Below are 20410 nucleotides of genomic sequence, written 5' to 3'. Positions count from 1 at the left end.
GTGCATCATCCATGGTGATCGGTATGCAGGGTGGAAACCAGGCGAACCTGTTCTTCGTAGGCCTGGGCAAAATCTCGGGCCAGCAATCGTCCTGTCCAGTCGTCGTCCTGGCACAAGGCCTGGTGATAACGGCCGTAAGCCTTCCAATAGTGACCGTTCGTCCTGATCAGCGGCTTGTGGTCCCGTTCCAGTCGGAACATCAGCCGTTGCGGTGAAAAGTGTTCCAGCGTCGCGCGCAACGTGTTGCGGCTTGCTGTGAGCAAGGCCACTTGATGGGCCTGCAGATCACGAAAGGCGCGGGCAATGGCCTGGTCGGGCGACAACTGGGCAGGTTTGTTCGGTTGCAACAGCATCTGCAAGGCGTGCTGGGCATCGTCGGCAACCTTCAGCGGGTTTTTTGGCTCACCCTGGATGAGCGTGTGAGCCAGACGCAGTTCACTCTTCAGCTCCGATCGGGTATGCAGGCTCTGCTGTAATCCCTGAATGCTTTGTCTGAGCAACTTCACAGCACTCAACGCCAGGGCTTCGCGGGCTTCGTTGTCCAGGTTTCCAAGATTTATCCCCAGCGCCGCGCCGAAACGTTCCCAGAAATCTTCAGCTGGATGATGGGGGGCGGTGGTCGGCGAGGCTTCCAATTTGGGTTCCGCTGGCGCTTCGACCAGCTCCGGCAGTAGCAGATTTTCCATGTCGATGGGGGCGTAGTCGGGGCCTTTGAAAGCATCCGCGGACATGGCAGAGGGGCTAACCAGTTCATCTATTTCTGAAAACACGCCGGGTTGTGGCCCCAGTGCCTTCAGCGGGTCGAGATCCAGAAAGGCATCGTCCGGGATCAGGCTATCGACAGACATTGGACGGTCTGCCGGCGCGGTGCCGTTCGTTTGGGCGGAAGCCAACCGCGCCAGAATTTCGAAATCCCCCATAAGGAAGATGTCTCCGTCCTGGATGCGTACCGGGTCGCCCTTGGGCAAGCGTGCGCCACTTGCGCGATGGCTTACGCCGTTGCCACTGGTGTCGGTCAGGAAAAATGCACCTTCGCGCGAGCTGATCTGCGCGTGGCGCTTGGATAACAGGCGCTGGCGGTCGGGAATGGTCCAATCACAGCTCTCGCCCCGGCCTATCACGCCGCCAGTTGGCCCGAACGTCATGCGACACAGCGGCGCCGGAACGAACTGTCTGGCGTTCAGCATTTCAAGAACAAGCTCCATCGGTACTCCTTGCGGTCACTTGCCGCGATTGACGGCCTGGGGATCCCCCAGGGGGCGGTAATCGCTGTCATTGAATTTGTAATTGCCGTTGCAGCCGCCGAGGCCGAATGACACGACGATGGCCAGCAGGACGGCTTGCCAGGAAAAATCAGGCATCGGAAGGACTCCAGAATTGAAAGGGCGGGGGCAGGCGATGGGGTCAATCATCGAAGTCCCTCGGTTGAATCTTCAGGCGCCCGAGGCGATAGAGCAGGGTGCGGCGTGGCAAACCGAGTTCGCGGGCGGCCAGCGTCTGGTTGCCGGCGTTCTTGCGCAGGCAATCAATCAGCAGGCCTCGCTCGATCTGCCCGAGCCGCTCGCGCAGACCCATGGAGACACGGGCGGCCGGCGTGTCGATGTGCAACGCGAAGTGCTCGACCTGCAGCTCGTCGCCCTCGCACAGCAATACGGCTCTTTCCACGAGGGCTTTGAGTTCGCGTACGTTCCCGGGGAAGCCATAGGCGGCCAGATGATCTAGGGCTGCGTCGGACCAACACACCGGATCGCGCCGCAAGAATGCGCAGGCCTTGTCGGCGAAGTGTCGCGCCAGTTCGAGAATGTCGCCTTCCCGCTGGCGCAACGCCGGTAACTGGATCGGGAACTGGGCGAGTCGGTAATACAGGTCTTCGCGAAACAGGCCTTCTTCCACCCGTTGTTTCAGGTCGCGGTGGGTCGCGGCGATGATCCGGACATCGATCCTGTGGGTTTTGCTGGACCCCAGCGGACGGATTTCGCCTTCCTGTAACACCCGCAGCAGTTTGGCCTGGAGAGACAATGGCATGTCGCCGATTTCATCGAGCAACAGTGTGCCGCCCTCAGCCGCATCGAACAGCCCGAGACGATCCCGGTCGGCCCCGGTGAACGCGCCCCTGCGATAGCCGAACAGCTCGCTTTCCAGCAGGTTTTCGGGGACCGCTGCACAGTTCTGCACGATGAAAGCCTTGGTTCGACGCGGGCCACAATCATGAATGGCCCGGGCCACCACCTCCTTGCCGGTGCCCGTCTCGCCACGTAGCAGGACGGTGTAGGGGCTGTGCAGGACTTTACTGATCAACAGGCAGGTCTGGCGCATTGCCGGGCTCTTGCCGATAAGCCCGTAGCCGCTAATGCCGGGCCTGGTTGTGTTGACGGAATCAGACGTCCTGGCGGGACGGTGCAGACGCTGCAAGAGAGACTTCTGCCGCAGCGCGAAGGCCCCAAGTTGACTCAGGGATCTGGCAAAGCCTTGCAGGTCGAGACGCTTGCCGGTGGCGCATAGCAACAGGCCTTCGATGGTTTGGCGCGGATTGAGAAGTGGTACACAGAGCAGCGACTGCCAGGGTGTCGACCGGCTTGGCAGGAAGCCGATTTCGTGAAGGTTTGAGTTCAACGCGTCGAGGCTGACCATACGGTTCTGGCACAGGGCGAATTGCAGCAGTTGTTCACCACTGTAATCGGAGGGCGGCAGAGTCCGGTCACGGAACCGCAACTGGCCCTCCAGGCATTCGGCGTGTATTTCCAGATGGGCATGGGTGGCATCCAGCAAATACAACTGTGTCAGTTCACACCCGCTGAGGCAGGCTGCAGCCTGGATAAAATCCCCCAGTAACGTAGCGACATCCGTTGCGCCTGACAGGCTGGAGAATTGCGTAAGCAAAGCCTCGGCATAGGCCAACGGTCGCGGAACCTGCTCGAACATCGCCTCCATTTCAGGTGAACTCACAGACGATGCCAGCGTTGCCGTCAAGGGTGGCGTGCACCTGTCGCAACGCTTCGCCACTGGCCATGGCCGAGAGCAGGCGATCGGCTATCTGGGGCATCAAGTGCCGCTCGAGCAAACGGTCGATTGCACGCGCGCCACTGTCGCCGCGGATGCAGTGTTCAACCAGATGCTCCAACAGCTGTTTGCAGTAACTGAAGCCCAGCCGACGAGCCTGCAGGCGCTCGCCCAGGCGGTTGAGTTTGATTTCCACCAGCTCGTGCAGCACCAGGTCGCTGATCGGGAAGTACGGCACCACGCGCATGCGGGCCAGGAGGGCCGGTTGGAAATGCCGGCTGAGTATTGGGCGGAGGCCTTCCTCGACGCGCTCCGCACTCAGTCGGGTGCCGTTTTCGCACTGTTCGCTGATGTATTCACTGCCAAGGTTCGACGTCATCAGAATCAGCGTGTTGCGAAAATCGATTTCCCGCCCTTCGCCATCATTGGCAAGGCCTTTGTCGAAGATCTGGTAGAACAGGTTCAGTACGTCCGGATCGGCTTTTTCGACCTCGTCGAGCAGAATCACTGAATAGGGTTTATGCCGAACGGCTTCGGTGAGCATGCCGCCTTCGCCAAAGCCAACGTAGCCCGGCGGTGCGCCGATCAGTCGGGAAACGGTGTGTTTGTCCTGGAACTCAGCCATATTGATCACGGTGATAAAACGCTCGCCGCCATACAGCAGGTCGGCCAGGGCCAGCGCCGTTTCGGTCTTGCCGACACCGCTCGGCCCCACCAGCAGGAACACGCCCACCGGGGCGTCAGGTCTGTTCAGGCCTGCGGCGGCCGCGCGCATCGCGCGGTCAAGGGCCTGCACGGCCTGTTCCTGGCCGCGAATACGGGCACGCAAATCTGTGGCGAAACTGGCAACGCTTGCGCTGTGTTCCCGTGCCAGTTGAGCCAGCGGTACACCAGTCCAGGCATTGATGACTTCGGCCACCAATCTTGGGCAGACTTCGAAACTGACCAGGCGCTCCTTGGTTTGCGCGGCTATCAGCGCATCCTGGGTTTCGCGTAGCGCCGACTTCAGGATCTCGACGTCCGATGTTTGATCCGCCGCGGCCAGTTGCTGACGTAGCGATAGCAGGCGTTCAGCGAGGATGCGTTGCTCACTCCAGTCTGTTTCGAGCGTCTGGCGTTCTGTTTCGATGGTATCCAGTCGTGTTTCCAGCGTTTCCAGCGCCTGGAAATCAATCGACAGGCCAACCTGGGCGTCGCGGCGCAGTGCCTGGCGCTGACGCTCGCCTTCAGCCAGTTCGCCGCGCAACCGTTCGAGGCTTTGGGGCGCGGCTGCGAGGCTGATACGGACGCGAGCGCAGGCGGTATCGAGCACGTCAACGGCCTTGTCCGGCAGTTGCCGGCCGGTCAGGTAACGGGCTGACAATTGCGCAGCCGCGACCACTGCATCATCGCGCAGATAGATACCGTGGCTGTTTTCGTAGGCCGGGGCAAGGCCGCGCAGGATGGTGACCGCATCCTCGACGGTGGGCTCGTGCAGTTGCACCGGCTGGAAACGGCGGGCCAGGGCAGGGTCGTTTTCAAAGTATTTTTTATACTCGCACCACGTGGTCGCGGCGATGGTACGCAGCTCACCCCTGGCCAAGGCCGGCTTGAGCAGATTGGCTGCGTCGGCACCACCGGCATTGCCGCCCGCGCCGATCAATGTGTGGGCTTCGTCAATGAACAGGACGATGGACTTGGGCGAAGCCTTGACCTCATCGATCACACCCTTGAGGCGGCGCTCGAATTCGCCTTTGATGCTGGCGCCGGCCTGCAGCAGTCCCATGTCCAGCGAACGCAGTTCGATGTCTGCAAGTGCCGCTGGTACTTCCCTTGCAACGATGCGCAGGGCGAGTCCTTCGACGATGGCGGTCTTGCCTACCCCGGCTTCACCCACGGCAATCGGATTGTTTTTGCGGCGGCGTGCCAGGATGTCGATCATTTGCCTGATTTCAGCATCCCGGCAAAGCACCGGGTCCAGTTGACCGTCGCGGGCCTGTTGGGTCAGGTCTTGGGTAAAACGCTCCAGCAGGGTCTCGCCCTTGATGACGGATGAGGCGGCGGTCAGTTGGGCCCGTTGCGCCAAGGCATAATCTTTCAACCGGCCGATGTTGAGCTCGGCCATCAGCGCTTGATAAGGCGTGTCGGCGTGATGGGCCGGGTGACGTAGCAACGCCAGGATCAGAGCGGCTTGTCCGATCTGGCTCTGCTCCAGCTCCTGGCTGGCCACTCCCAAGGCGTCTTGCAGCCACTGCACCAGCTCCGGGGCAAATGATGGACTGCACGAGGCGCTGTGCCCTGGGCGTGGTTGCAGGGCGGCGATCAATTCGCCTGGACTGATGCGGGCATCCTGCAAGGCGCGGGCGAGCAGGCTGTCCGAACGTTCCAAAAGGCCCAGCAGCAGGTCTTCCACCAGGACCTTGTCAGCGCCACGGGCCACGCACTGCTCGGCCGAGCGTTCCAGGTCGTTTCGGGTGTCGGCATCCAGCGCCTGGATGAGTTGCTGGAGGTCTACGTTGATCATGTCGTCCATTCCCAATCAATTTTACTGCCCAGGATCACCACGCCATCGGCGCGTTCGTGGCCCAGCCAACTGGTCCATCCCAAGTGGCTCGTGTTGTGTTCGCCAATGCGCAATGCCCGTATTTCCTGCTGGCGCAGGACCAGGCGCAGGTCATATTCGAGTGGGTCGCGCAGGGTGAAGCGCACCAGCGCGCACAGCGGCTGGTAACCGACACCGATCGGCAGGAATTCGTGGAAGCGCTGCCAGTCCAGGTTACGGATGTGGATGCGGAACTTGCCGCTGCGGTCGCGGATCTGCTCGCCCAGTACCAGATCCTCGTGCAACACGCTGTTGGCGAGTCCCAAGCGGTTGCGTTGTTCATCGATGATGTTCACGCGGCGTTCGATGCACTGTTCGAGATTCAGCTCGGCGTGCTTGAAGTAATAGCGCAACACCGCTTCGATCAGCGCCGCCGAGTGGGCGCGAAGGCTCAGGAGGCCCAGGTAGGGCAGCAGTCGTCTCCAGTTCAGTTGAGTGGCTTGGCGGATGGCGTTGCCACCCAGGCCAACCAGGGCAAATAGCTGCTCGGAAAACGGGTCCCGGGCACCGCTCTGGAAGCTCGCGCTATAACGGTATTTGCGCCAGATCGGCAGCATCAACCGTTGAAGACGATGGTGGAACAGGTCGAGAAATTGACGAGTTGGATTACCGTCCCCGTCATCTCCGAAGGCTTGTTCGCCATAAAACGCCGGCAACGGTGAGCCTGCGCCCACCAAACCGAGCAGATTCAGGCGCAGGCGCGCCCGCAGTCGTCCATGCTCTTGGAAAAACTCCACGCGATCAATGTCGCTGGCCGCAAACCCGAGGCTTGGGTTGGCCTGGAACTCCAGTAGCTCGTACAGATGCTCGTCGCTCAGAAGCGGATGGGCCTCGCGGAGTCGGTCGATGACCAGCAACACGGCCTGGAACAGCGAGTACTCGCGTATTCCATGCGTCAGTGCGCTTAAAGAAGAGGTTGCTGACCCATGCGGGGTGTCCATTGGTACACCTCTCCCTGTGTGCTGTTCACCCGCAGTTCGTGATACGAATTGAGGCTGGCATAAAGCGCAAAGAACTCATTGAGGACCGATGCAAAAACGAACAGGTCCCCTTCACCGAGATAGCCTTGCGGGTCGATGGTCAGTTCGGTGCGCAAACCGCGAACCGGCAGGCCCCGGTGCAACCGGTCGACATGCCGATGTCTGATGGACTTGAGCCCGTCCAACAGGCACTTGCTGGTTCTTTCTGCCTGCTCGTCGTAATAACGGGGAAAATCGTATGTTTCGAGAATCACCTTGAGCGCGTTCACGTCCGCCAGCGACAGGTAGTTGAGTGACATGTTGCTGATCAGCTTCCAGAGGAAATCCTGGTTGAGCGGTGGTGCGAAGCTGGACGTGACCGGGCTGATGTTGCGGAAACCCAGTGACTGAGGGCTTTTTTCACCGGGCTGGTCGATGTCACCCAGTTTGAGTCGACGCGGCAGGTTCTGGTTGGTGCACGTCAGTTCGATCGACAGGGTTTCATGATGCTGAATATCCCGGGTGCCAAAGCCCAGGCAGGTGTCCAAGCCGTCATGCAACGGCGATGAACGTTGCCGGACGCTGTAATAGGGGCGGTCTTGAACATCGACGCTTGAGTCGTGTTCAAAGGATTCGAACGGTACATAGGTTCGGTACCCCAAGCCGCCGGGGTTCCATCCGGTCACGCTTTGCACCGAATACACGCCGCAGTGCTCCCGGTCGTAACTGGCCGGCAGCAACAGGTACTCGTCCTGCTTTCCATCCAGCCTGATCGGCTCTGCGTCATGCTTGAACAGATTGACGATAGGGGTGCAATACAGCTTCACGTTATCCAGGGTCGGATGCAGTCGCTGGATACCGTTCTTGCCGATCTCGAAGCGCAGATCCACGCCGCGCATCTGTTCCAGGACGGTTGACGGCAGGGCATCGAGTACGTTCAAGCCTGTGATGTCGACGAACAGGAACTTGTCCTGGAAGGCGAAATACTCCTGAAGGTAGCGATAGCCGCGAAAGGTATTCAATGGATACGGGATCAGCGCTTCCTCCTCGGCAAACCCCACCGGTTGGACACGGTTGGCAGGAATGCCGAACGTCATTGGTATGCCGCTGGCCGAGATGACAGGTTGGCCGGCACTGTCCAGCGGGATCAGTTCGATACCTTCAAGATTGCGCAGGAGGCTGAGATAGAGCATCTGGCTGATGTAGCGTTCACCGGCAAAGTGCAAGCGCAGGCGGCTCAACTGCACCTCACCCAGGTGACCGTCACCCGGCATCTCCAGGCGCAGGTTCAACAGTGAACCGTCGCCCTTTACCGAATAATTCAAGCCGGTCAGAGCCAGCGGTAGTACCTCGGTCGGGTAGCAAGTACGAAAACGGCATCGCACGCCTTGGACAGGCTTGCTCTCGACCGGAGTGTCGCGCGTTACCCGTAGCGGGGGGCCGGAACGCCCCAACGGGTCGAATTGCAGGATGCTGAAAGCCGGCAGCGGTCGCATGTAGTTCGGCCACAACAGCTGCATCAGCGAATGACTGAGTTCTGGCAATTCGTCATCGAGCTTCTGGCGCAAGCGTCCGGTCAGGAACGCGAACCCTTCGAGTAAACGCTCCACATCCGGATCCCGCCCGGCCTGGCCCAGGAACGGTGCCAGCGCCGGGTTACGCTCGGCAAAACGCCGGCCCAACTGACGAAGCGCGGTCAATTCGCTCTGGTAGTAGTGGTTGAATGACATGGGTGGCTATCCTTGGCTGACCTTGACTTGACCGTTGCCGTCCAGGCAAACGGACAAGTTCATCCGCCGCTTCAGGCCCTGCGCATCGAGCAGGGCATCGATGTTGAAGAACAGGCAAAGCGGATTGGCGTCATTCGGTATCGAGCTGACACGGACGTTGCCGAGCCGTGGCTCGTGGGTCTCAATGAATGTCCTGATCGCGCTGATGGCTTGGCTTCGCGCGTCATGCAGGCTCAGGCGCATGTCGTTGAGGTCGGGCAACCCATAATCGAGTGATATCTGCACACTACCCGCGCGGGTGCCCAGCATCCTGGTCAGATGAGCCGCCACGGAGGCCATGACGCTGGCGTCGCGGCTCAAGCCCGCACGTTCCTCGGTGTCACCGTTCAGGCGTTCGAAAAGACTGCCGTAAGTCATGGGTGGCGTTTATGCCTTGTCCAGTTTGCCAACCAGCGACAAGGTGAAATCAGCGCCCATGTACTTGAAGTGAGGACGCACATTGAGACTGACCCGGTACCAGCCGGGCTCGCCTTCAACATCGCTGACGACGATCCTGGCCGCACGCAGGGGGCGACGGCCACGGACTTCGGCACTTGGATTCTCCTGGTCGGCCACGTATTGGCGGATCCAGTTATTGAGTTCGCGCTCCAGGTCCGTGCGCTCCTTCCATGAGCCCAATTGCTCGCGCTGCAAGACTTTCAAGTAATGAGCCAGGCGATTGACGATCATCATGTACGGCAGCTGAGTACCCAGCTTGTAGTTCAACTCGGCTTCCTTGTCCTCGGCGCTGATGCCAAAAAATTTTGGTTTCTGTACGGAGCTGGCGGAGAAGAACGCGGCGTTGTCGCTGCCTTTGCGCATGGTCAGGGAAATGAACCCCTCTTCGGCCAGCTCGTATTCGCGACGGTCGGAAACCAGCACTTCGGTTGGAATCTTGGTTTCGATCTCGCCCATGCTTTCGAAGTGATGCAACGGCAAGTCTTCGACTGCGCCTCCGCTTTGCGGGCCGACGATGTTCGGGCACCAGCGGAATTTGGCGAAGCTGTCGGTCAGACGTGTACCGAATGCATAGGCCGTGTTACCCCACAGGTAATGCTCGTGGCTGTTGGCAACGGTTTCCTTGTACGCGAACGACTTCACCGGGTTCTCTTCCGGATCGTACGGGGTACGCAGCAGGAAGCGGGGTACGGTCAGGCCGACGTAGCGAGCGTCTTGCGATTGGCGGAAGCTCTGCCATTTGGCGAATTGGGGGCCCTCGAAATGGTCCTTCAGGTCCTTGAGGTCCGGCAGGCCGGTGAAGCTTTCCAGACCGAAGAACTTCGGGCCGGCGGCAGCGATGAACGGCGCATGGGCCATGCAAGCCACGCTGGCGACGTACTGCATCAATTTCACGTCCGGCGAGCTTGGGGACATGAAGTAATTGGCGATGATCGCCCCTACGGGCTGTCCGCCGAACTGACCGTATTCGGCGGTGTAGATATGTTTGTACAGGCCCGATTGCATGACCTCCGGCGAATCTTCGAAGTCATCCAGCAAATCGTCCTTGGAGACGTTGAGCATCTCGATCTTGATGTTTTCGCGGAAGTTGGTCCGGTCAACCAGTAGCTGCAGACCGCGCCACGCCGACTCCAGTGCCTGGAACTTCGGATGATGAAGAATTTCGTCCATCTGGCGGCTGAGCTTGGCGTCGATCTCGGCGATCATGCGGTCGACCATGGCTTTCTTGACGGGCTCGCCGCTGTTCTGTGGTTTGAGCAACTCCTCGATGAAGGCCGACACGCCGCGCTTGGCAATGTCATAGGCTTCATCGTCAGGAGTCAGGCGGGTCTGGGCGATGATGCTTTCGAGAATGCTGTATTCGCCATGGTCATGGTTTTGTTCCTGGCGCTGCTGCAGTGCTGCGTGAGAGCTCATGTTTCGGCTTCCTTGTCTGTTGGGGTCAAGCGTCCGTGGCCGGGGCGTTCAGGCCCAGCTCGTCCAGTACGCGACCACGGGATGCATCGTCGGTCAGTGCGTCTTCGATGGCCTTGCGAAACGCCGGTGTATTACCCAATGGCCCCTTGAGCGCCACCAGGGCATCTCGTAGCGCCATCAGCTTCTTGAGCTCCGGCAGTTGCTCCACCAGGTGGGCGGGGGTGAAGTCCTTCATTGAGTTCAAGCGCAGTTGCACGGCCAGCTCGCCGGCATCGCTTTCCTCCTGAAGACGGTTCGGTACGCTCAAGGCCAAGCTCAGCTCTTGCTTGGCCAGGACTTCGTCGAAGGTCATCTTGTCGATGCTGATCGGCTTGCGATCCTCGATCTTGCGATCGTCCTTGCAGTGGGTGTAGTCACCGATTGCCAGCAGCTTGAGCGGCAGTTCGATTTCTTCCTGGGCGCCGCCAGTGGCTGGCTTGAAGGTGACGTTGATGCGTTCCTTGGGGGCGACCGAGCCTTCTTTGGCCATGATTTCTCTCCTTACAATGGGGACCCGGAGGCCTATTCAATGACCCGTTCCAGATCGAGGTGACACAACCTGCGGAATGTCTCTTCCTTGCGCTCACGCACGGAATGGTTCTGCGGCAACAACTCGCAGCAGTGATGCAGCAGGTGCAATACCTGCAACGCCAGTTCAGGCTCCCACGCACTCAGCTCCGGGTTCTGCAGCCTTTGATCGAGGGCTTCGAGCTGGACCTTGGCGAGCTCATATTTCTTGGCCGAAAAGCACAGCCGGGCCATTGCGAACCGCCAGAGAAACCGTTCGCGAGCACCGTTGGCGGCCTGCATGCCCTGCCGGAGCGACTGCACGGCGGTCTTGAGCCCCTCCCTGAGCACAATCGCCTGAGCCTCTTCCAGAGCCAGCTCCCATGGCGCCTGCTTGTCGGTTATATCGACGGTGGGCGAGGCGCCGGGACATTGCAGATGGGGCATGACCTGGGCCGCGATCCAGGTCCGGGTGGCTGGATCGGCGAACGGCACGCCGTCATGCCAGCGCAGTTCGAGAATGCCCGGCAGGCGCTGGATGAACAGCGCGAAATGGATCTCCAGTTCACGCATGGCCAGCTCAGCACCGAGGCCTTGCAGGCATTCCCAGGCGAGCCTCTGGCCGTCGAGCCAGAACGGCGCTTTCGCCAGACTGGCCTCGATCTCCACCAGCAGATCCGCATAACTGCCCCGTTGCAGGCTGTCTTGATAACCCTTGAGTTTGTCCGGCGGCAGCCCGCGCAACAGGGTGAGCTGTTCGGCGTTGTGTTCGGGTATTGCATCGATGGCCAGCCAGGGCAAAACGCGGTTCAGGCGCAAGGCTCGAACATCGGTAACTTTTTGTTTGAGCCACCAGGCGCACAGCGAGCGAGCACCTTCCTGTTGGGCCCGCAGCGCCTTGTGGGCTTCTTTTTCGGTTTCGATATGAGCGCCGGGACTGAACAGTTGGGTGGCAGCTTGCTTCACCTGGGCCACCACCGTTTCGATGGCGGCGGGTGTTGACGAATGCTCGGTAACGCGCCGGATCATATTGTCGAGCCGACGGCTCAACGGCAGTATCAGAGGGGCTTCATTCCCGAGGTGAGCCGTGCACACGGTCTCAATGCCCTCCAGTTGTTCCAGCATTTGGTGGAACAACAGCAGTTGCTCTTTGATCGCAACATGGTCGCCCAGCGCCTGTTCCAGGCGAGGTAACAGCCAACTGAAACTGGCTGCACGGGTTCTTGCCTTGGCGGGATGGATCTCGGCCCAATGGTGCTTACACAGGTAATGCAGGAGGCAGAGGCCGGCCAACAGGCCCTGAAAAGATTCACGCTGGTACAACGCCCATGTCAGCCAAGCCGCCACGCGCAAGTCTTTGGACTGGGTGCGCAATATGACTTCACTTTGTTCAAGAATCTTCAGCCAATCGACCTGACCGCACGCATGGATGGATTGGGCTTTCCCCAGTTCACATTCCAACGCTTCGAATTCATTTGAAAAGCGCACATCCGCGCCCGCGAAGCTGTCCTGGGAAACAGGTGTCTTGACGAGATCCAGGTAATGGGCGGACAGTTTGTTTGCGTAGGTCAATCCATGGCCTTTTGGGTAGTACGGTTCTTGGAACTTTCGGCGGTCAGCAAATGGCCACAAACTTCAATACATATTTTCAGTGCTTTATGTAGGAAGTTTCGCGCCGAATAACCGAGTGCTTTGAACTGCAGCCTATTCCAATGTGGGGGGGCTGCGATTCGGTGCGAAGAATGCCAAAAATATAAAATCGGGGATGTAGGATTATTCTGTAAAAGAGTTCATCAAAAGGTACTTTGAAGTGTGGGCTAACTTTCCGTTAACTATTGAGTGGGTTGTCGAGAGGTCATAATTTCTTACAGGCGGGGTGCAGCACCCACTTGCTTATGAAGATGAGGGCGCTTCTCAGTGGTTAATGAGCTGATTGGGCTGCCGTCTTCGAAGCACTATTTCCCCACACCACTCCCACAAGGGATCCAAGGCGGCCGCAAAGCCTAGGAAATCCGGGCGCGGCTCAAATATTGACCGTCGCGCTTCTGCCACCCCACACATCCTTGCGCCTTTGCCTACAACTACGCCAGAATCCGCCCGCTTGTGCGCCTTGTCCTCGGGCTCTATCGTTTTCCTGCCACTGCCCATCAGTGGTCGGGTTTAGTAGCCCGTGTTATCTAGTGAGGCGCAGCGGCTTCTATCAGTCAGGCATTTCCGTGCCTGTATTTGATGGTAGCTGTGCGCAGGGCGCCCTCGGGCGCGCCGGATTGCTAGGTCCCCGGTCTACTAACCTGCGTACAGCTGCCGCCCTTCGTCTAGGTCAACTATCCAAGAGCGGAATACAGCCGCAAGTTTGAGTGAGCACGTTGATGGTGTCAGGTCATATGACCTTGTGAGGATGATCGGCGCGATAACTCGGGAGACAGTCGTCAACGTGCCTGCATGGTGGAAACAGCCGGAGCGACCAGCAGCCGACCATGTAGAGATCGCTGAGGTGTCGGTTGATGATTGCGAGCCTGGTGTCGATGATTGATCATTCTGCCGATGGATTCACTATCGGCAAGCTCGGATCGTAAACATCCATCATCGACTCCTCCTTGTGGCCCGAAGCCTGGTGCTTGTCCGCCTTCCAATCGGATATGCACCCTGCGCCATCATGGTTTAGCAGACCACCTCGTGGTGACGACGACTCAAAGCGGACGCGGTGGGGAGAGGGCAGTTCCCACCTTCGTCAAATCAAGTCTCGGAAGCAGCCTTTACAGCGTCCACATCGGGGGCTGAGGCCCACGTCACGGATCGTGCGAGACTCTTCATATCCATTCTCGTACATAGCGGTTTCCCGTCGCTGAGGCGGTCGGGCTAGTGCAGCGGGGGAGCCGCTTACTGCTTTTCCAGCACCCATTGCCGAGTACCCGGCGTGTACGACGGAATCTCATCCGCCAACGACGCATTCACCGTCTGGAATATCTCCAGTCGCTTCCCATCGCGAGCAAAGATCCAGGTATTCCCAACACCGTTCTTTTGCAGCCAGATGGTGTCGTTGCCGTTGCTCATGGTGGCGCAGTCGCCTGCCAGGCACAGGGCGTAGCGGTCGGCGCCCGGTAGGCCGCTGACTTGGCCGTCGGGTTGGAACTGGACGGTGGCGCCTTGGCCGGGGCCGTTGACGATGTTCCAGGTGCCGTCCAGGTAAGCGGCGTATAGGGCCCGCTCGAAGCTCGCGCCGATGGGGGCGCCTTCTGGAACCTGGATTTGTGCGCGGTTGAATACCTGCTGCGGCTCGTTCTCGGTGGCGATCTGGCTCAGTTGGTCGCCGTCACGCTGGAGTTCGCTGGCGGCGCTGCCGTAGATGTCGACTTTCCACAGGCCGTCTTCTCCGGCCAGCAACTTGCCGTCGACGTTTTCAAAGCCATTGGTGTAGCGCGCCTGACCGGCCCGGGTGTTGATGTCCCATTCCAGGTTGGGGCCATAGGCCTGAAGCGCTTCGCGCAGGGGACCACCCTTGGCGGCAGCGTCGATGGCGGCCTGGTTGATCCAGGTGCCGCTGATGTCACGGTCGGCAGGGTCGCTGGCGCAGCCGGCCAGGAGGAGGGCGAGCAGCGGGAGAGCAAGCGCTTTGCGCATGGTGGAATCCTTTCAAAACGAAAACGGCGCAGCGGGGGATGCTGCGCCGGCCTTGTTACTCGATGACCAGGATGGCATCCATCTCGACCTGCGCGCCCTTTGGCAGGGCTGCTACGCCGATGGCGGCGCGGGCAGGGTAGGGCTGTTCGAAGTACTTGCCCATGATCTCGTTGACCTTGGCGAAGTGGCTCAGGTCGGTGAGGAAGATGTTGAGCTTGACGATGTCCTTGAACGATCCGCCGGCGGCTTCGGCTACTGCTTTAAGGTTTTCGAAGACCTGTACGGTCTGGGCTTCGAAGCCTTCCACCAGCTCCATGGTTTTCGGGTCCAGGGGGATCTGGCCCGACATGTACACGGTGTTGCCCGCCTTGATCGCCTGGGAATAAGTGCCGATGGCGGCCGGGGCCTTGTCGCTGGTGATGACGGTTTTGGTCATGTATGACTCCTTGTAATGGCTGGGCTATTGGGGGTTATGCGCGCATGCGGGTGATGCGGATAACGCCGGTCAGGGCTCGCAGTTTCTTGATCACGCGGGCCAGGTGTACGCGGTCGTGCACGCTGACCACCAGTTGGACGACGCTGATGCGGCCGTCGCGCTCGTCCATGCTGATTTTCTCGATGTTGCCGTCGGCGGCGTTGACGCTGCTGGCCAGCAGGGCGATCAGGCCACGCTGGTGTTCCAGCTCGACCCGCAGCTCGACGTTGAATTCGCCGGTGACATCCTTGGCCCAGGAGAGCTGGATGCATTTTTCCGGGTTGTGGCGGATTTCGCTGATGTTGCGGCAGTTGTCCAGGTGCACCACCATCCCCTTGCCGGCGGACAGGTGGCCGACAATCGGGTCGCCCGGGATCGGCGTGCAGCACTTGGCGTAGCTGAGTACCAGGCCTTCAGTTCCGCGGATCGCCAGCGGGCCTTCGGGGCTTGGCAGTTGTTCGCCTTCGCCCAGCAGGCGGCGGGCGACGACGTAGGCCATGCGGTTGCCCAGGCCGATGTCTTCGAGCAGGTCTTCCACCAGTTCGAGACGGTATTCCTGGAGCATCGTCTGCACGCGTTCGGTCGGGACTTTTTCCAGCGAGCTGTCGAAGCCGTTCAGCACCTTGTTCAGCAGGCGTTCGCCGAGGCTGATGGATTCGGAACGGCGTTGCAGTTTAAGGGCGTGGCGGATGTGGGTTCGGGCTTTGCCGGTGACCACGAAGTTGAGCCACGCCGGGTTCGGCCGCGCACCGGGGGCGCTGACGATTTCCACCGTGGAGCCGCTTTGCAGCGGTTCGGACAGCGGCGCCAGGCGACGGTTGATCCGGCAGGCGATGCAGCTGTTGCCGACGTCGGTGTGCACCGCATAGGCGAAGTCCACCGCCGTGGAGCCTTTGGGCAGCTCCATGATCCGGCCCTTGGGCGTGAAGACATAGACCTCGTCCGGGAACAGGTCGATCTTGACGCTTTCAATGAATTCCAGGGAGTTGCCGGCCCTCTGCTGCATTTCCAGCACGCCCTTGACCCACTGTCGGGCCCGGGCATGGGTGCTCTTGGGTTGTTCGTCACCGCTGGATTTGTACAGCCAGTGGGCGGCGATGCCGTTGTTGGCCATCTCTTCCATTTCACGGGTGCGGATCTGGATCTCGATGGGTACCCCGTGCATGCCGAACAGCGTGGTGTGCAGCGATTGGTAGCCGTTGGCCTTGGGGATCGCGATGTAGTCTTTGAAACGCCCCGGCAACGGTTTGTACAAATTATGCACAGCACCCAGCACGCGGTAGCAGGTGTCGACCTTGTCGACGATGATCCGGAACGCGTAGACGTCCATGATCTCGTTGAAGGCCCGGCGCTTGCCGCGCATTTTTTTGTAGATGCCGTAGAGGTGTTTCTGCCGCCCGCTGACTTCGCCTTCGATGCCGTCGATGGCCAGGCAGTGGCTCAACGACTCTTCGATCTTGTTGACGATTTCCTTGCGGTTGCCCCGGGCGCGCTTGACGGCCTGGTTGATGCGCGCCGAACGCATCGGGTGCATGGCCTTGAAGCCGAGGTCTTCGAATTCGATGCGGATCGCATGCATGCCCAGGCGATTGGCAATGGGTGCGTAGATTTCCAGGGTTTCCTTGGCGATGCGCCGGCGTTTTTCACCGGACAGCACTTCCAGGGTGCGCATGTTGTGCAGGCGGTCGGCAAGCTTGACCAGGATCACGCGAATGTCCCGGGCCATGGCCATGGCCATTTTCTGGAAGTTCTCGGCCTGGGCCTCAGCCTTGGTCTCGAAGTTCATCTGGGTCAGTTTGCTGACCCCGTCGACCAGTTCGGCCACGGTTTCGCCAAATTGCGCTTGCAGCGCTTCCTTGGCAATGCCGGTGTCTTCGATCACGTCATGGAGCATGGCGGCCATCAGGCTCTGATGGTCCATGTGCATGTCGGCAAGGATGCCCGCCACCGCGAGCGGGTGCGTGACGTACGCTTCGCCACTGCGGCGGCGTTGGCCGTCGTGGGCTTGTTCGGCGTAGAAGTAGGCTCGGCGGACCAGGTTGACCTGATCCGTACCGAGGTAGGCCGATAAGCGATCGGCGAGGGCGTCTATGCTCGGCATGATGATGACTCCTGCCGTTTGCTGTGACCCCGCGCCGTGCTACGTCGACCAGGCATAGATTTAGACCGCCTCGTTGGACTCGTCCTCGAACGCCGCGAACAGCGGTTCGTCTTCAACGATTTCAGCGTTGGCGATGAACTCGTAGCTCATCAGGCCTTCGGCGATTTCACGCAGCGCTACCACGGTAGGCTTGTCGTTTTCCCACTGGACCAATGGCTCTTTGCCGCCGGTGGCCAGTTGACGGGCACGCTTGGTAGAGAGCATGACCAGCTCAAAGCGGTTTTCCACGTGTTCTAGGCAGTCTTCAACGGTTACGCGGGCCATGGTATTCCTCGGAGCGAATGCAATATGCGCGCTGCCCGGTTGGGCGAGCGGACTCGACAGTTTAAAAAAACACCAGCGTTTAGGGAAGCGCTGATTTTTTGACCAAGCCCCTCGGCGCGCTGCAAGTGCCAATGTAAAGCTGTTGCAGCGGTTTTGGGAAGGGCCGGTCAGCCCAGCAGTTCGGCCAATAATTTACCGAAACGTTGCTGCTGGCGTTTCTGTTGCAGCTGATTGGCGCGGAAAACCGCCTTCAGGTCGTCCAGCGCCTGGGCGAAATCGTCGTTGATGATCAGGTAGTCGTAGTCCACGTAGTGGCTCATTTCGCTGACCGCTTCGCGCATCCGGCCTTCGATGATCTCGTCGCTGTCCTGGCCACGGTTGGTCAGGCGCTGGCGCAAGGCTTGCTGGCTGGGTGGCAGGATGAAGATCGAACGGGCCTGGGGCATCAGCTTGCGCACTTGTTCGGCGCCTTGCCAGTCGATTTCCAGGATCAGGTCGTGGCCTTCGTCCAGGGTCTGCTGCAAGTAGCTCTGCGAGGTGCCGTAGAGGTTGCCGAAGACTTCGGCGCGCTCCAGGAAGTCGCCGTGCTCGGCCATCCTCACGAATTCTTCGCGGTCGACGAAGTGGTAGTTCACGCCGTTCACTTCACCCGGGCGCATGGCGCGGGTGGTGTGGGAAACCGAGACGCGGATCTGCGGCTCGGCGTCGATCAGGGCCTTGACCAGGCTGGTCTTGCCGGCGCCCGAGGGCGCGGAAATGATGTAGAGAGTGCCGGTGCTGTGGGTCATGTCGGGTTAGCCTTACTCAATGTTCTGCACTTGTTCGCGCATTTGCTCGATCAACACCTTGAGGTTGACCGCAGCCTGGGTGCTGCGCGGGTCGAAGGCTTTGGAGCCCAGTGTATTAGCTTCGCGGTTGAGCTCTTGCATCAGGAAGTCGAGGCGGCGACCGGCCGCACCGCCGGACTTGAGCACCCGGCGGACTTCGATGATGTGGGTGCTCAGGCGATCCAGTTCTTCGGCCACGTCGCTTTTCTGCGCGAGCATGACCATTTCCTGTTCCAGGCGCTGCGGATCCAGCTCGGCCTTCATGTCGGCAAAGCGGTCCAGGACTTTCTGGCGCTGGGTGGCGAGCATTTGCGGAACCAGTTCGCGCAGGGTCGTCACGTCTTCTTCTATGGACGTCAGCCGCTCATTGATCAGTCGGGCCAGTTCCGCGCCTTCGCGCTCACGGCCGGCCTTGAGTTCCTTGAGCCCCTGGTTGAAGAGCGCCAGCGCCTCGGCATTCAGTGCCTGGGGATCGCTGGCATCGCCCACCAGCACGCCAGGCCAGGCGAGGACTTCCAGCGGGTTCAGGGCGGCGGGGTTTTTGATCAGGCTGGCGACGGTTTCGGCAGCGGCTACCAGTTGGGCGGCGCGTTCGCGGTCCACTTGCAATGGCTTGCCGGTGTTTTCTTCGGTGAAACGCAGGGTGCACTCCAGCTTGCCTCGGGACAGGCCTTGGCGCAGAGCTTCGCGTACGCCGCCTTCCAGGTCGCGGAAGGATTCGGGCAGGCGCAGGTGCGGCTCCAGGTAACGGCTGTTGACCGAGCGCAGTTCCCAGCTCAGCGTGCCTTGGGCGCCGGCCTTTTCGACGCGGGCGAAGGCGGTCATGCTGTGCACCATGGGAGGTTCCTCGCAATGCAGGACGGGCACGACCGGGGTCGTGGCGCCTGGAGTCTGTGGATAAAAAGTCGACGGGCAGCAAAGGCGCAGGATTGTAGCGCAGTGAGGCGCATGCCCCCAAACCGTGCCTGTGACAAAGCGCTGCAGCCCGTCGGGCGGGTCTTTGAGGCGGCGGTTTTTAGAACGGCGCGGCGTTTTAAACTGCCCTAGGACGATTCGCGGCTTTATAATGCCGGCAGTTTTCCGTCCTCTGTACAGGTGTTCCCTATGAAACGTCCAAGTGGTCGCGCTGCCGATCAGCTCCGCTCGATCCGCATTACCCGCAACTACACCAAACACGCCGAGGGATCCGTACTGGTCGAATTCGGTGATACCAAGGTCATCTGCACCGTCAGCGTCGAAAATGGCGTGCCTCGGTTCCTCAAGGGCCAGGGCCAGGGCTGGTTGACGGCCGAGTACGGCATGCTGCCGCGCGCCACCGGTGAGCGGAACCAGCGCGAGGCCAGCCGTGGCAAGCAAGGTGGTCGTACCCTGGAAATCCAGCGCCTGATCGGCCGTTCGCTGCGCGCCGCCCTGGACATGTCCAAGCTGGGCGACGTGACGCTGTATGTCGATTGCGACGTGATCCAGGCCGACGGCGGCACCCGCACGGCTTCCATTACCGGTGCCATGGTTGCGCTGGTCGATGCATTGAAAGTGATCAAGAAGCGCGGCGGCCTCAAGGGCGGCGATCCGCTCAAGCAGATGATCGGCGCGGTCTCGGTGGGCATGTACCAGGGCGAGCCGGTGCTGGACCTGGATTACCTGGAAGACTCCGCTGCCGAGACCGACCTGAACGTCGTCATGACCAGCGCTGGCGGCTTCATCGAAGTCCAGGGCACTGCCGAGGGCGCGCCATTCCAGCCTGAAGAGCTGAACGCTATGCTGGAGCTGGCGAAGAAAGGCATGAGCGAAATTTTCGAACTGCAAAAGGCCGCCCTGGCCGATTGATCTACAGCGCTTCAGACAAGGAGAGCGTCATGAGTGATGAACAAGTGCTACTGCCCCAGCCGGACAGGGAGGCGCGTCAATGGGCGATGTTCTGCCACCTGTCCGCCTTGTCGGGCCTGGTGATTCCGTTTGGTACGCTGATCGGGCCGCTGGTGCTCTGGCAGATCAAGCGCGAATCCGATCCGTTCATCGATGCCCAAGGCAAGGAAGCGCTGAACTTCCAGATCACTGTGGCGATTGCCTCGCTCATCAGTTTCCTGTTGATGATCGTGGTGATTGGCTTCTTCCTGTTCGGGCTGATCGCCATCGGCGCGCTGGTGCTGACCATCATCGGTGGGATCAAGGCCAATGAAGGGCAGCCGTATCGGTATCCGTTTACCTGGCGAGTGATCAAATAACGATCAGTGAATAACCCCTGTGGGAGTGAGCCCTGCTCGCGATAGCGGCGTGTCAGTCGACGTAGATGTCGAATGTCAGGCCCCTATCGCGAGCAGGGCTCGCTCCC

18 protein-coding genes and 1 pseudogene are annotated in these 20410 nt (G+C 60.2%); 2 read left to right on the top strand and 17 right to left on the bottom strand.

The genetic code is table 11. The annotated features are described in order from the left end of the window. Positions 1-5: 5 nt before the first annotated feature. The 17 genes and pseudogenes from tagH to FBX99_RS22690 form a co-directional block, all read right to left on the bottom strand. Positions 6-1205 (bottom strand): type VI secretion system-associated FHA domain protein TagH, encoded by a 1200-nt coding sequence (gene tagH / locus FBX99_RS22775; protein ID WP_145133021.1) that lies wholly within the window; start codon positions 1203-1205, stop codon positions 6-8. A gap of 15 nt (positions 1206-1220) precedes the next feature. Then, positions 1221-1361: a type VI secretion protein gene (locus FBX99_RS22770; protein ID WP_145133020.1), complete on the bottom strand. Its 141-nt coding sequence runs from the start codon at positions 1359-1361 to the stop codon at positions 1221-1223. Between the two features lie 43 nt (positions 1362-1404). Next, a complete protein-coding gene (locus tag FBX99_RS22765; protein ID WP_145133032.1) occupies positions 1405-2922 on the bottom strand; it encodes a sigma-54-dependent Fis family transcriptional regulator in 1518 nt (505 codons plus the stop codon). A 10-nt stretch (positions 2923-2932) separates the two neighbouring features. Then, the gene (tssH, locus tag FBX99_RS22760) at positions 2933-5503 is read right to left on the bottom strand and encodes a type VI secretion system ATPase TssH (protein ID WP_145133018.1); all 2571 of its coding nucleotides are present in this window, start codon (positions 5501-5503) and stop codon (positions 2933-2935) included. Then, entirely contained in the window at positions 5500-6522 is a 1023-nt protein-coding gene (gene tssG, locus FBX99_RS22755; protein ID WP_144926952.1) for a type VI secretion system baseplate subunit TssG, read from the bottom strand. Before tssG ends, tssH begins: the two co-directional genes overlap by 4 nt. After that, positions 6486-8270: a type VI secretion system baseplate subunit TssF gene (tssF, locus tag FBX99_RS22750; RefSeq protein ID WP_145133016.1), complete on the bottom strand. Its 1785-nt coding sequence runs from the start codon at positions 8268-8270 to the stop codon at positions 6486-6488. The genes tssG and tssF overlap by 37 nt, the downstream gene beginning before the upstream one ends. Before the next feature lie 6 nt (positions 8271-8276). Then, the gene (gene tssE / locus FBX99_RS22745) at positions 8277-8687 is read right to left on the bottom strand and encodes a type VI secretion system baseplate subunit TssE (protein ID WP_144926946.1); all 411 of its coding nucleotides are present in this window, start codon (positions 8685-8687) and stop codon (positions 8277-8279) included. A gap of 9 nt (positions 8688-8696) precedes the next feature. Further along, positions 8697-10184, bottom strand: a complete 1488-nt coding sequence (tssC, locus tag FBX99_RS22740; protein WP_144926943.1) for a type VI secretion system contractile sheath large subunit — start codon at positions 10182-10184, stop codon at positions 8697-8699. A 25-nt stretch (positions 10185-10209) separates the two neighbouring features. After that, positions 10210-10713: a type VI secretion system contractile sheath small subunit gene (gene tssB, locus FBX99_RS22735; RefSeq protein WP_145133014.1), complete on the bottom strand. Its 504-nt coding sequence runs from the start codon at positions 10711-10713 to the stop codon at positions 10210-10212. Positions 10714-10745: 32 nt separating this feature from the next. After that, on the bottom strand, positions 10746-12302 hold the full coding sequence (gene tssA / locus FBX99_RS22730; RefSeq protein WP_144926937.1) for a type VI secretion system protein TssA: 1557 nt from the start codon (positions 12300-12302) through the stop codon (positions 10746-10748). 961 nt (positions 12303-13263) lie between these two features. Beyond that, positions 13264-13359, bottom strand: a pseudogene (locus FBX99_RS29390) (integrase); the annotation flags it as partial. A 251-nt stretch (positions 13360-13610) separates the two neighbouring features. Further along, on the bottom strand, positions 13611-14351 hold the full coding sequence (locus tag FBX99_RS22715; RefSeq protein WP_145133012.1) for a hypothetical protein: 741 nt from the start codon (positions 14349-14351) through the stop codon (positions 13611-13613). 55 nt (positions 14352-14406) lie between these two features. Next, positions 14407-14787, bottom strand: coding sequence for a RidA family protein (locus tag FBX99_RS22710; RefSeq protein WP_024780260.1), 381 nt, complete (start codon positions 14785-14787; stop codon positions 14407-14409). A gap of 34 nt (positions 14788-14821) precedes the next feature. Further along, on the bottom strand, positions 14822-16927 hold the full coding sequence (gene spoT, locus FBX99_RS22705; protein WP_144926923.1) for a bifunctional GTP diphosphokinase/guanosine-3',5'-bis pyrophosphate 3'-pyrophosphohydrolase: 2106 nt from the start codon (positions 16925-16927) through the stop codon (positions 14822-14824). A 60-nt stretch (positions 16928-16987) separates the two neighbouring features. Continuing rightward, positions 16988-17251: a DNA-directed RNA polymerase subunit omega gene (gene rpoZ / locus FBX99_RS22700; protein WP_003177259.1), complete on the bottom strand. Its 264-nt coding sequence runs from the start codon at positions 17249-17251 to the stop codon at positions 16988-16990. Between the two features lie 167 nt (positions 17252-17418). Then, positions 17419-18039, bottom strand: a complete 621-nt coding sequence (gene gmk / locus FBX99_RS22695; protein WP_047702589.1) for a guanylate kinase — start codon at positions 18037-18039, stop codon at positions 17419-17421. 12 nt (positions 18040-18051) lie between these two features. Further along, positions 18052-18915: a YicC/YloC family endoribonuclease gene (locus tag FBX99_RS22690; RefSeq protein ID WP_144926919.1), complete on the bottom strand. Its 864-nt coding sequence runs from the start codon at positions 18913-18915 to the stop codon at positions 18052-18054. Between the two features lie 267 nt (positions 18916-19182). Between FBX99_RS22690 and rph the strand changes: the two genes are divergently transcribed. Together rph and FBX99_RS22680 are read left to right on the top strand one after the other, a co-directional pair. Further along, on the top strand, positions 19183-19905 hold the full coding sequence (rph, locus tag FBX99_RS22685; RefSeq protein WP_024780256.1) for a ribonuclease PH: 723 nt from the start codon (positions 19183-19185) through the stop codon (positions 19903-19905). A 29-nt stretch (positions 19906-19934) separates the two neighbouring features. Next, positions 19935-20303 (top strand): DUF4870 domain-containing protein, encoded by a 369-nt coding sequence (locus FBX99_RS22680; protein ID WP_144926916.1) that lies wholly within the window; start codon positions 19935-19937, stop codon positions 20301-20303. Positions 20304-20410: the final 107 nt, after the last annotated feature.

This window comes from Pseudomonas sp. SJZ074 (genome assembly GCF_007828215.1).
Classification (GTDB): Bacteria; Pseudomonadota; Gammaproteobacteria; order Pseudomonadales; family Pseudomonadaceae; genus Aquipseudomonas.
This window is presented reverse-complemented; position numbering and strand designations above follow the sequence as displayed.